Source organism: Prolixibacteraceae bacterium, from assembly GCA_019720755.1.
In the GTDB taxonomy this organism is placed as follows: Bacteria; Bacteroidota; Bacteroidia; order Bacteroidales; family Prolixibacteraceae; genus Halosquirtibacter; species Halosquirtibacter laminarini.
Genome location: CP081303.1, coordinates 4,048,220 through 4,061,979, shown reverse-complemented (window position 1 = coordinate 4,061,979; position 13,760 = coordinate 4,048,220). Strand labels below are relative to the sequence as shown.

Genomic DNA, 13,760 nt, shown 5'->3' with positions numbered 1-13,760 from the left:
TTAGTATTATAACAGCAATCCCTGGTCAGTAATAAAACTGCCAGGGATTTACCATGTTTCTAATCCAATATTTAATTACCCTATTCGATCGGAAGTGTGATACCCATTTCACACAACCTCACCAGGAGTTACCCTTTCAAATTACATATTTCACGAGCAATAAGAACTCCATTGACAGATGCCTGCATAAGGCCTCTTGTTAGTCCCGCTCCATCTCCAGCAGCATAAAGATTTTGAACACTCTCTGTTTCGAAAGTGGCTTTTACCTTAATTACGTTGGAGTAAAATTTAACCTCTGTACCATATAGTAATGTCTCATCACTAGCAAGTCCAGGAGTTACAATATCTAACGCTTTAATCATCTCGATCAAGTCTGTTAGTATACGATGTGGTAACACAAGTCCTAAATCACCCGGTACCGCATCTTTTAGTGTAGGAATAATATTATTCCTATATAGACGCTCTTTTGTTGTTCTTCTTCCACGAACAATATCACCAAATCTCTGAACCAAAATACGATTCTTCGTCAACATATTTCCTAAAGCAGCAATATGCTTTCCAAATTCAATTGGTGAATTAAAAGGTTCAGTAAACTTTTGTGACACCAACAGAGCAAAATTTGTATTATCACTCTTCAACTCTTTATAACTATGTCCATTGACTACTGCCAATTTTCCATTATCATAATACTCTGATGCAACAAAGCCTCCTGGATTCGAACAAAATGTTCGAACTTTATCGTCATACGTCCTTGTATAGTGAATCATTTTGGCCTCATAGAAATTATCATTAATCTCTTGCATCACCTCATTTCGACACTCTACTCGTACTCCGATATCTACGGTTCCTACTTCTGTTGCAATTTGATGGTTCTCACATTCTGAAAGAAGCCAATTAGATCCCTCTCGACCTACCGCTGCAACAACATAATCTCCAAAGAACGTAGCCTTTTTCGTTATCACTCCCTTAGCAACTTGGTTCTCAATAACCAAACTCTCTACAGGAGTATTAAATAGAACTTCAACACATCCAGAAGCAATGATTCTTTCGTATAACTCACGATAAAGATCTTGAGTTCTTTCAGTTCCAAGATGACGAACTGGACAGTGAACCAATTTTAGATTGGCATCAATAGACCTTTTTCTCACCTCTTTCATTTCTGCCGTTTCAATCTCTCCAACTACCGTCGAATCTGCTCCAATCTCAAGATATATATCATCCACGTATTTAATCATGCGCTGAGTCTCCTCGACTCCGATATACTCTGTAAGATGACCACCGACTTCATGAGAGAGTGATAACTTACCATCTGAATAAGCACCTGCTCCTGCCCAACCTGTAGTAATACTACATGGCTTACAATGTACACAAGTACCTCCATTGTGATGCTTCGGACAAACTCTCTTGTAGATATTCCTCCCTTTTTCAAGCATCAAAATTTTCAAATCAGTACGCGTCTTAATTAATTCATAAGCCGCAAAAATCCCCGCGGGCCCTGCACCCACAATAACAACATCGTATTTCATTCTATCGTAAAAAAAAAAATGAATCTGTCGGATGGAATCCCCTAACTTATGTGGCATGGAATTGCTTTCGACAGGCGCGGAAAATGGTGTTTTTTTTCAAAACACAAACCTTACAAAGGTACAACTCATTTTCTTATAAACAAATAAAAAATCAATATTTTAATTTTATTAAACATATAAAATAATAGAAACAGGTGATATTCATTCATATCAAGTCTCCTTAAAGACTCATCATATACAAACAGTTAGACACTTTGTTCTAAATCGATATCCTTATTTTTGCTTTTGCCCCTAAAAATATCATCACGAGGTCTCTCTTATAGCTATCGTAAGGAAAACATTTGGGATAGAGAGAAGAAAAAATAAGAACTGGATACAATCCATCTAAAATAAAAAAATGGTCTATGAAGAATATAATTAAGGAATACCGAAGTAGTTTTAGGACTATAAACGGAAAGTGTTTCCACCCTTATAATATGGGACTATTTATGAACAAAACAACGTCTATTAGAAAAGAGTTATATATGATCTTCAAGCCACTCTTCAGACAGTATCACACACACTTTTCCTGACAGTGTCTCTGACGTATCAAACGATGACCAGAACCCTACTTGAAAGTAGGTTCGGTTACCCTTCCGTTACCCTTCCGATACCCTTTGGTTACCCTAGGGGTAATGGAAGGGTAACCAATGTATAAACAATGGGTATATAAAATAGCACTCTAAGTAAAATCAAAAGAGTCGATAAAAACAGGATTATGGTCGATAAAATACGAGAAGAGGTGGTAATGAAACTTTTGGGCAAAAAAGAAGGGGACTACATTTCTGTAGTATCCCCTTAATAAACTGAAAATAAACACACAACTAAAATATCAACACCCTCATATAGGAAAGCGTTAATACATTAAGTGAAATAAAGATAGTCTTTTTTATTTAATCACAAACATTAACTTATCTTTTTTTCCATCAGATGTTTCTGCAACAAAGAAGTAAACGCCTGAAGAGAGCCCATTTAATGGTATAGTATAGACATTATCCGGTAATAAATCAATATTTTTTACAGCAACTAAATTCCCTAAAATATCATAAATAGAATAACTTCTAAGTGCTAAATCACTCACCATATTGATTCTGTCCGTCGCTGGAATTGGAAAAACCTTTGTATGTTTTGCAGACTTTAATTCCGAAGAATTAGTAGATATGGAACTCTTATAGTTAGACAAAATAAGATAAGCTCCTGGTTTTAGATCAAAAGAGTGGTTTCCTGATGGAAGATCCATCGTCTCTTCGTTCATCATATTATACCATGTTCCTGCCGTTGGAATATTCACAGTAACAGATTGGTTTACCACATCAAAATTACCAACGATAACCACCTCTTTGGCTCCATCATGAAGACGAATATATTTTTTATACGAATCTAAAGAATAATCAAAGTTTTTGGTAGCGAAGATCTCCTCAGTAGTTTTCAATTCAAAAAACTTAGCATATGTATCATATACTTTCTTACGATCTTGATCATCTAAATAATCCCATCTTATAGGTTTTTTTCCAGTCCTACCATTCTCTTCAATAGAATAATCATATCCAAGTTCTCCAAACTGCCAAATCATCTTCGGTCCAGGCATCAAAAAGAATAATGCACCATTAGTACATAATCTTTCACACATGGTTGGTAACTCTTTGGTGTCATAAGTTCCATACTTTTTACCATATTTTTTAGCCTCAAAAGATATTCGTTCTTCGTCATGACTCTCCATGTAACCAATGAGGTTCATTTTACTCAACCCCTTATGCTTATAATCGGCACCACTAAAATTAGCATCATAAGCCATTAAAGCCTGTTTACCATCTCCAAACATATTACACCATAACATCATTCCAAAATCGCCTAGAACTCTATCTTCTGCATCCTCAGCAAGGTGTTCACATATAACAAGAGCATCTGATTTTCTTTTCCAAATCTCACTACTCATACGCTCTAAGTTGTTTATACGTTCTTGATCGTATTTCGAACCCCACTTATCGGAATTTATTGGTTTAAAATTATTAGAGAATCCTTTGGTAAAATCAAATCTAAAACCATCCACTTTATATTCCGACATCCAATAGCTGTTAATACTATCCACCAATGCTCTCGTTTGAGGTCTATCGTGATTAAAATCCTCTCCCCACTGTGCATCAGGGGTTTCAAAGTTATGGTTCTCATTATACCATGGATTGTCTTTTGAAGGCTTATTGCCATTCTTATACATCAAATAGAATGGACTTTGACCCCACGAATGATTTAAAACAAGATCTATTACTACCGCGATACCTCTTTTATGACACGCATCAATCAAACGTTTTAAATCGTTCTTAGGTCCGTAATACTTATCTGGAGCGAAATAGAAGTTGGGATTATATCCCCAGCTATCATTACCATCGAATTCATTGATTGGCATCAACTCTAGCACATTTACATTTAGATTTTCTAGATAATCCAAACGATCTATTATCGCTTGGTAAGAGTGTTTCTCGTCAAAGTCTCTTACCAGTAGCTCATAAATCATTAAATGTTCATGCTTTGGTACATCAAAGTTCTCCACTTCCCATTTATAAGCGGTTTGACCAGGTTGTAGTACAGAAACAATTCCTTCTGTTTTTCCTTTTGGGTATTGCATCAAATTTGGGTAGGTCTCATCAGAGATATGAGAATCGTTCCATGGATCTAATATCTTATCAGTATATGGGTCTGCAACCAATATACTTCCATCAATAAAATATTGAAATGCATACTCTTTTCCACTTTCCAAATTAGGGATATCTAACCAATAATAGTCTCCATCTTTCTTCATTTGGAAATCAGACCCCACATTCCAATCATTGAAATCTCCCAAAACATAAACGTTCTCCTTCGCTGGTGCATACAACACAAGTCGAGCACTAGTCTCAGAAGGATATGAAATACCTGCTCTAGATCCCGCAGGAAGCTTCTCTACCACATTGTCTCCATAGGATAGATACTTTATTCTATTGCTAATCTTTTGTCCATTCTTGGTTGCCTGAATTTCGATAAAACCAGATTGAATTTCTTGAGGTGTAAAATCATAGGTGATTTTAGTTCCCTCCTCCGATTTAACCTCTTTGTTATCGACAAGAATAGAAAGAGTAGCAACCTCAGTAGAAGTAGAAGTGAATGTTTTCGTTGTTCCTTTCTTTAACTTAAATGAAGGTTCGGATATATCAGTAGTAAGCACAAAACCGCCAGGGGTAACATAAAAGTATGCATTCTTTGTATTCTTCGAACCATTTTTTGATTTAAAAATAATTCCTATTTTCTTCATCTTCTCTCCCGAAATACCTGGCCAAAGATCTGTTGGAGTGAAAGTAAACTTATATTTAGTGGTTCCTTCGATTTTTTGGAGCTTATAATTCTCACTAGTTTCATTCCAAGAACCTTGATCTTTTGGATTGCCTACTCCATCCAACCATATCCATAAATAGCTTTTATCCCAATCACTCAAAGAACCTAAACTTTCGGAATCAACAGTCATAGTAACTTCATCCGAAGAGTGAAACAACTTTGGCTCCATCACGATAGGATCAACCGCTTGTGTCAGGGCAATTTTCAAATCACCACTTTTCCCATTACCGTTCTTTTGTTTAACCAAAAAACCAACTTCAGAAATTGAGTTTAAATTAGCATCTGGCCATAGCTCAGAGGGAGTAAAAGTGTAAGTATAAATGGAAGTATTTCCATCACGAGTCATCTTAAAAGCCTCATTGGTGTTGTTCCACGAACCTTGATTAGTAGGATTGCCTCCAGGATTAATCCATATCCAAACATAAGCATTCCCCCATTTAGAAGGGATATCAAAATTCTTTGAATCAAATCGAATTGTAATTGGCGCTGAAGCAGTACAGTTTTCGGGAACTGTTGATACTGAATAATCTGAAATGTTTTGTGCATAAACAACACTATGGAACCCTATGATAAGGAACCAATAGAGTAGAAGTTTCTTCATTTTATTGTATTTAAGTTAGCAAGTATAAAAAATGGCGATAAGAAATTACTCCTCATCGCCATTATAAAAACTAATTCTGCATGACTAAAACATCATTAATTTTTCACTAATGTATATGAGTATGGATATGTAGTGAAATTTAATGTGATAGTATAGTTACCTGCATCTGTGATTGCAATATTATTGCCTTCTTCTTGATCAAGCTTTCCATTTTTATCTATATCACCATAACTAAGTGTCCATTCTCCGTTTGCTCTAAACTTAATGGCTCCTGCAGTTAAGTCAAGCGTTACACTCCAAAGGTGAGAAACCGGATCTAGTGTAAGGTTGGTATCATTGTTCCAACCACCTGGGGTTGCATCACCAATCACACCCCATGCTGTTTTTGTAGCAGAATATCCTAGATTCTTAGAGTTTACTTTCATCAAGTAGAAACCACCTTCTTTCATCTTGGTATCACTTCCATCTGTCTTTAAGATTCCATCACCATCATCATCCGTATAATTATCACCTTTCCACGTTGGCTCACTTGTTATTTTGAAACTTGCAGCAGAAGCAAAGTAGATATACCCTTCATATTTACCATCGCTATTGATATCGCGAATCACTGTTCTTGTATTTTCAGGCGCCCAATTATCCTTACCATAATTAGAAGCTACCTGATAATCACCAGGCACATACCATTTGTTATAGTTAATGATCACTTCATATGTAGAGATGTTCGCTGTCATCCCATTACTATTGATAGGAGCCACTCCAGTAATTGTTTTATCACCCTCACCTTGAACAGAAGCAACTACACGAAATTCAACATCAGTAGGAGTTGCAAAAGGAATTTTAAGCTTAGCTGCAGTACCATTGATTACAGCATTTGTAATCTCCATAGAGTTACTAGTAGTCGTTCCCAAGCTAATCGCAGATGCAAAATCATTGCCTACAACATCCATTTGAACATCATACTTGTCTGCCATATCCACCCCATACTGTGGGTCTGTCCATGTCATCGTAAATGCAACCTCAGAAGCATTTGCTTCTGTTATAACCAAAGCATCAGTTGTAACACCAGTTAGCTCAGGTGCAACGGCATCTTTTAATAGAAGAGGAGAATTGTCGTCTTTCGAACAAGAACTAATTGCCAACATAAAAAGTGCAATTAATCCAATATATAAGCTATTTTTTTTCATCTTTTCCAATTTAAATAAATTCGCAAATAGAGTGTCAGATAAAGAGTAATATGCCCTTTACTGACACATCCTTTCCTTTATTTTGAATATCCAGGATTCTGCTTCAACTTAGGGTTTGCATTAAGGTCTGTTGAAGGAATAGGCATCAAACGGTAGTACTCATCGATAGAAGTTCCATCTGTAACACCACCTTTAAACTGCCATACATAAGATCCTCCAGTATACTTGTTGAAACGAACAAGGTCTGTACGACGATGTCCTTCCCAATAAAGCTCTCTTGCTCTTTCATTTAAAATAACATCAAGATCAATCTCTCCTTTTGTCATTGGAGCTGCTTTTGCACGAGTACGTACTTTGTTGAAGTTTTGGAATGCAGCATCAGATAGAGAGCCTAAACGAAGGTCGATCTCTGCTTGCATCAAGTATGCATCAGCCAAACGGAAAACAGGAATATTTACATCAGCCTGACCAGCTGCAGCATTAGATCCAGGGTTTCCTTCACGATCCATGTTTACGAATTTAGGACATGCATAACCATCTTGGAAGTTATTGAAGTTTACAATATCAAGAGTCTGGCCTGAAGTAAACCAAAGATCTCTCTGGTCTGCTGTCTGTGTTGGATCTGTATTTGGGAATTTATTAACCAATTCTCTCAATACACGGTTACCACCCCAACCTGAGTTTGTTCCATAATCAGCAGCTTTCATATCTCCAGAGATCGCTGCATTCACAAGATAAGTAGAACCTCCAAATGATTGAGCATACATTCCATCAAAGTTGATGGTAAAGATAAACTCATCTGAACATTTGTAATTATCAGCTAAGAATAGACATTGGTAGTCAGAATATTTACTAGATAATGGAGAACCTACAGTTCCTTCCACTAGAGAATAACCTCCCTCATTAATTACTTTGTCTACATAAATTTTCGCTTTCTTATAATATGCAGATGGATCATTATTATTGGTAGCATCGAGGTATACTTCGTTGTTCAAATATAACTTTGCCAATAACATCCATGCTGCACCTTTTGTTGCTTGTCCAATAACTCCCGCTTGAGGATCTACAAGATGTTCAGCGTTGCTGTCATCAATAATAGAAAGAAGTTCTTTCTCAATATAGTTGAATACTTCAGGACCTCCAACAACACCAGCTGGTAGTGGACCTACAGAACCAATCGCAGATGTTTCATCTGCAAAAGGAATACCATTACCGAAAAGATCTAAAGCATGCCAGTAAGAGAATACTCTTAGAAAACGAGCCTCTGCACGATATCTAGGAAGATTGATATAGCTATCTTTCCCATAAGTATTTGCTTGTCTCAAGAATTCATTCGCTAATGATATCTGATAGAAAGCTCTATTATAAAAAGGCTCAATCTTATCACATCCAGCGTCCCAAGAGTTCTTACTTAAATCCGAAAGGTCTCCATCATCCCAACCACAAATCGCTTCATCTGTTGTTAATTCTGAAAGATAGAAGTATCCTCTCCAGTATTCACCATGTCCTTCATCACCTCTAGAAAGGTCAGGATCTCCTGCTGGCCCTTTGGTACCAGAAACAGCCAAACCAGAATAACATTTGGCCAATACAGATTCGAATGCTGCTTCAGAAGTATAGACGTTGTTAGGCGTCGTAACATCTGGGTCAATTGGTTGTACATCTAAGTCATTTAAACATGATGTCAGCCCTAGTGATGCTAATGCAATAGCAAAAACACCTGTTTTATATTGTTTTAGAAATCTCATAGTTTTCAATTTTTTTAATCAGAACTTAGAATGAAATATTTACACCGAACATAAATGTACGTGGACGAGGATAAACATTTTGGTCAATTCCATTGTCTACCTCTGGGTCAATACCATCATATGGAGAAACAACAAATACATTGTCTACACTACCATATAGTCTAAGTCGTACATCTTCTAACGATGAACCTTGTTTAAATAGTTGGTTGAAGTTATATCCTATTTGAACATTATCTAATCTAAAGAATGAAGCTTTCTTTACATACATATCAGACATGTACTGAGCATCCTTAAATTGTGTATCAAAATAAGATGTCATCAAGTTTGATAGGTAGTTACCATTAGTCTGCATTGAAGCATAGTAAGAGCGATTAGATTCCATGTTGTTATATACATATCCACCAAGGTTTGCTCTTGCTGATGCACTAAAGTCCCAATTCTTATATCTTAAGCTTGTAGAGAATCCTAACAAAACATCTGGTGCTGCTTTCTTATAAACATACATATCTCCCTGATCAATCTTGTTGTCATTGTTGCGATCCACATATGCACCTTCAATTGGAGCTCCATTTGCATCGTATACCTGCTCGTATACATAGAATGAATTAACAGGTTGTCCAACTTGCATTATTTGAATTGTGTTACCAGTACCACCAGAGATACCGCCTGTCATCACTCCTTTGTAATTAGGATCATCCGATGAGGTTAATTTTGTGATCTCATTTTTGTTATAAGTTACATTGGCAGCTAAGTTCCAAGAAAGGTCTTTCTTGTCAATAACCTTACCAGTGATAGAGAACTCGAAACCTTTATTGGTCATATCACCAACATTCGTTAAAAGCTGATCTTCTAAGTTTGCAAGAGCTGCAACTGGAACAGTATTCAATAAGTCAGTAGTCTTTCTTGTATAAACGTCCAATGAACCTGTCAAGCGACCATCAAAGAATCCATAATCAACACCAATATTTGAAGTTGCTGTCTGCTCCCATTTAAGGTTTGCATCATAACCCTCGGGTCTATTTCCTGCAACTTTTACTTTTGTATAAGTACCGTCTGCTTTTTTATAATAAATGTATTGTGCAGTCTCTTGCTGTTTTGTATAAACACCAAAGTAGCCATAATCGGTACCAACATCTTGCTGACCTGTAATACCATAACCTCCTCGTAATTTCAATTGAGAAACTACGTCTACATCTTTAAGGAATGACTCTTTCTTCATATTCCAAGCCAAGGCAACAGAAGGGAAAACACCAATTCTATTATCTTTACTAAATTTTGAAGATCCATCACGACGAACAGTTGCAGTAAGCAAGTAACGTCCCTTGAAAGAGTAGTTCAAACGAGCAAAGAACGAAACCAAGTAATTCTCACTACGATCGATAAAGAATGGGCTACGAACTCTATCACTCTCTGGTGCATCTACACTTCCTGCAGTATCTTGATTATAGTAAGATGCTCCAGTTTTTTCCCACCAGAAATGTTGCCATGAATAACCTCCCATCACATCGATGCGAGAATCAATTTTGTCAAGATCTTTCGAATACTGAAGGTAGAAATCTAAAATTTCATTTTTCTTATCACCAGTATAGAATTCTCTAGCACCACCACGATTGAAGGCTCCTAAATCCCATGCAGCTTGTGGATCTGTTGTGATTGTTCCATCACTATTAGATTTATCCAATCCAACGTTTAAATTTGCACGTAATTCAGGTAAAAAGTGGAATTTATAATCGAATTGACCATTAATGATGTAACGATTAACGGTAGAAGAGTTGTCTTTTTGGTTTAATTGAGCAATAGGGTTTTTCGGTGCAATGTCAATTGGATCACCATTGTTGTCTACCCAAGTGTAATAACCGCCAAAAGCTTCATTTCCTGGCTCTGACACAGCATGTGTCGGATCCATAGAAGCTGCAGAGCCTACCGCACCTAGTTCAGCAAAACGGTTTCTTACATTCATGTATTTAAATGAAACGGTTGTTCTCAAGTGATCATCAAAAAAGCTAGGATTCAAGTTCAATGCAGTAGTATAACGCTTCATGTTTGAAGTCTTAATAGTACCATTACTATCATTATATCCCATAGAAAGACGATAAGGTAGATTCTCTACCAAAGTTCCTGAAACAGAAACACTATGATCTTGGCTAAAAGAAGTTCTGTAGATCTCTTTTTGCCAGTCTGTATCGTATTCTCCAACCTTTGTTAAGATTGACTGTCCGTCATACTTCTCATTAAGAAGTGTAGTATACTGCTCACGATTCATTAGGTCCATCTCTTTGGTGTTTGTACCTACAGAGAATTTTCCGCTATAGTCAACATGTACCCCCTCTTTGGATCCTTTCTTTGTAGTAATCAAAATAACACCATTCGATGCTCTAGATCCATAAATAGCAGTTGCTGATGCATCTTTAAGAACAGTAAATGTTTCGATATCATTAGGGTTCACCACATTTAATGGGTTACGCATACCCGAAACACCACCATTGTCCAATGGGACACCATCTACAATGATCAATGGATCATTCGATGCGTTAATAGAAGAACCTCCACGTACGCGGATCTTTGTTCCTGAACCAGGAGCTCCTCCTGAAGAAGTAATCTGAACCCCTGCGACCTTACCATTGATAAGCTCTTGTGGTGAAGAAGCAGAACCTTGTTTGAAATCATCAGAAGATACAGCCTGAACAGATCCTGTTAGATCTTCTTTCTTCGAAGTACCATATCCAATAACAACTACTTCATCCAATCCTTTAGTATCTGTTGCCAACTCAACAGCAATAGTTGTTTGAGAAGCTACGGTTATTTTTTGTGTTACATAACCAATATATGAGATTCTTAAAACCTCTCCTTTTTTCACTTTTAACGCGAAGTTACCATCAAAGTCTGTGATAATACCTCTTACAGTACCTTCGACAGCAATTGTAACTCCTGGTAAAGGCTCTCTTGTAGTCTTGTCAACTACAGATCCTGTCATGATTCGTTCCTGCGCTTGTGCAACTCCTATGCTGAGAAGTGCGACAAGTAAAAAGAACATAGATTTAAATAGACTATTTACTTTCATATGGCTTGAGTTTAAAAAAAAGCACAAAATATTCCCATTCAGGAAAGCAACTCTTTTCTGTTGATTTAATAATCAACAACTTACACGACAGTGAAGTTGTTTAATTGAATGATTTATTTTGAATTGTTTAGACTTTTCTGCAACTGATATATAAAATAAAGATTAATCATCTAACAGTCGTATTTTAAAAAATGTTTTCATTAATACACCGTTTCCTAATTAATCAATACACAAAAGAAACATTTTTTCTTAAAGAAAATTTAATATCAGAATAGCACTCCATTAAAAAAACTCCGCAAACGTTTGTGAAAACGTTTGCGGAGTACATGTTATATAACACATTCATTCTAAAGTGGTTAAAAAAAACAACCTCATGGTAATTTTAACCACATAATGAGACTTATATGTTAGATCTAATAAACTATTAAAAATCCATTATACTCATCAATCGACTATAAATTGACTACAAAAAATATTATTCATCACATGAAAGGTCAAAAGGACTCACTTTATCATAAACTAATTTTAACATTATAAATAGGATAAGAATAAGATCTCTAAACAAAGAGACTATGCTTATAATGTTTTTAACAAACTTTCATACACTCATGATGTTAAGTAAAGTTTAAACAACAATATAATTCGACGATCTATTGAACAGGTATAAGAAACTGCTATTCAAGCATATTACATGAAACAATGTCCTGTAAAACTTGATTAGAATAATAATTTCACGTATTTTAACCATTAGTCCAACTCTTTATTTAGAACTTTGCATAAAATTAGAAGGATAATCGTTAATATTAATGTTACAAACACTACACTTCATCTAACTGTCATTATCAAATTGCACATGAAGAAAAGTCAGGTCACAATTAAAGACATTGCCAAAGAATTAGGTATATCAGCATCCACAGTATCTCGTGCACTTAAAAACCATCCAGATATTAGTCAAAAAACAAGAGATGCTGTACACCGGTTAGCAGAAGAGCTAAACTATCAGCCTAATGCAGTTGCATTAAGCCTAAAAAATTCTCGCACAAGGACAATTGGCGTTATTATACCAGAGATAGTTCATTATTTTTTCTCATCAGTAATAAGTGGGATAGAAGATGTGGCTTATGATGCTGGATACAATGTAATGATTTGTCAATCCAATGAAAAATTTGAACGAGAAGTTACAAATGCACAAACACTACTTTCAAACAGGGTAGAAGGTATTCTTGTATCTGTCACCAAAGAGAGTGATCATTTCGATCATTTAAAACAATTTATTAAACGTGGTATTCCTCTTATATTTTTTGATCGGGATGCAAAAGGTATTGAAGCAGATAGAATTCTTATTAATGATAAAATGGCCGGTTATAAAGCGACAAAACATCTGATAGAAGCAGGTTGTAAAAGAATCGCACACCTATGTGGACCACAAAGCTTGACCATTGCTAAAGAGAGATTGTCTGGTTATAAACAGGCTCTTGAAGAGGCCAATATTCCATTTAATGAGGAGTATGTCTTAAGTGCAGATGATTTTGAACTTGGAAAAAAAGCAACTAGAGAGTTACTAAACTTAGAAACACCACCGGATGGTATTTTTGCGGTAAACGATCTGACTGCGATTGGAGCCATTAAATCCATTCATAACAAAGGCATGAATACTCCCAAAGATATCGCAATTGTAGGATTTAGTTCGGGTCGTTTTGCGGATATCACAGAGCCGACACTTACCTCTATTGATCAACATGGTTACGAAATGGGATCTAAAGCAACAGAACTTCTTATCAAAAGAATTGAAAGTGAAGAAGAATCTATAGTCCATGAAGATATTTTTATTGAGACAAATCTTATAATTCGTGAATCCTCTATTCACAATAAATAACATACCAATAAGAGCTCTTTAAAAAAAGAGCTCTTATTAGTTATGCCCAGTCTTAGAATAATCATAGATATTAAAAAGCCTATTTCCTTGTTTATCTTAGTACGCATACACCATCTAGGATTAAAGCAAAAGACCATATTTTATTCCATAATAGAATAATATATATTCGATAAAGTATCACGAGCAAGTCTCCCCTTAAGACCTACGACATAAATCTAAAATTGCAACGATTTCAACCCACGAATGTTCGCATTAATATTAAAAAATGACGTTAGGTCATAATAAAACCATATTTGCCATAATATTATACTCGCTATCCAATCTTCGCTTTAAATATATTGTGTCTTACCACAGTACTA

6 protein-coding genes are annotated in these 13,760 nt (G+C 35.9%); 1 reads left to right on the top strand and 5 read right to left on the bottom strand.

Annotated elements, in window-relative coordinates; genetic code table 11:
* Positions 1-128: 128 nt before the first annotated feature.
* From K4L44_16105 to K4L44_16085, 5 genes are all read right to left on the bottom strand, one after another.
* Entirely contained in the window at positions 129-1,526 is a 1,398-nt protein-coding gene (locus K4L44_16105) for an FAD-dependent oxidoreductase (protein ID QZE14030.1), read from the bottom strand.
* Positions 1,527-2,454: 928 nt separating this feature from the next.
* Complete coding sequence (locus K4L44_16100; protein QZE14029.1) at positions 2,455-5,532, bottom strand: T9SS type A sorting domain-containing protein; 3,078 nt, start codon at positions 5,530-5,532, stop codon at positions 2,455-2,457.
* A 95-nt stretch (positions 5,533-5,627) separates the two neighbouring features.
* On the bottom strand, positions 5,628-6,716 hold the full coding sequence (locus tag K4L44_16095; protein ID QZE14028.1) for a SusE domain-containing protein: 1,089 nt from the start codon (positions 6,714-6,716) through the stop codon (positions 5,628-5,630).
* 77 nt (positions 6,717-6,793) lie between these two features.
* Positions 6,794-8,464 carry a RagB/SusD family nutrient uptake outer membrane protein gene (locus tag K4L44_16090; GenBank protein ID QZE14027.1) on the bottom strand — a complete coding sequence of 557 codons (1,671 nt, stop codon included), beginning with the start codon at positions 8,462-8,464 and terminating at the stop codon, positions 6,794-6,796.
* Between the two features lie 25 nt (positions 8,465-8,489).
* On the bottom strand, positions 8,490-11,525 hold the full coding sequence (locus K4L44_16085; GenBank protein ID QZE14026.1) for a TonB-dependent receptor: 3,036 nt from the start codon (positions 11,523-11,525) through the stop codon (positions 8,490-8,492).
* 853 nt (positions 11,526-12,378) lie between these two features.
* Between K4L44_16085 and K4L44_16080 the strand changes: the two genes are divergently transcribed.
* Positions 12,379-13,401 carry a LacI family transcriptional regulator gene (locus tag K4L44_16080; protein ID QZE14025.1) on the top strand — a complete coding sequence of 341 codons (1,023 nt, stop codon included), beginning with the start codon at positions 12,379-12,381 and terminating at the stop codon, positions 13,399-13,401.
* Positions 13,402-13,760: the final 359 nt, after the last annotated feature.

Excerpts from the sequence above, each read along its gene's own strand:
- K4L44_16085 (QZE14026.1), bottom strand. The coding sequence starts at position 11,525 with ATGAAAGTAAATAGTCTATTTAAATCTATGTTCTTTTTACTTGTCGCA.
- K4L44_16080 (QZE14025.1), top strand. The coding sequence starts at position 12,379 with ATGAAGAAAAGTCAGGTCACAATTAAAGACATTGCCAAAGAATTAGGT.
- K4L44_16100 (QZE14029.1), bottom strand. The coding sequence starts at position 5,532 with ATGAAGAAACTTCTACTCTATTGGTTCCTTATCATAGGGTTCCATAGT.
- K4L44_16090 (QZE14027.1), bottom strand. The coding sequence starts at position 8,464 with ATGAGATTTCTAAAACAATATAAAACAGGTGTTTTTGCTATTGCATTA.
- K4L44_16095 (QZE14028.1), bottom strand. The coding sequence starts at position 6,716 with ATGAAAAAAAATAGCTTATATATTGGATTAATTGCACTTTTTATGTTG.
- K4L44_16105 (QZE14030.1), bottom strand. The coding sequence starts at position 1,526 with ATGAAATACGATGTTGTTATTGTGGGTGCAGGGCCCGCGGGGATTTTT.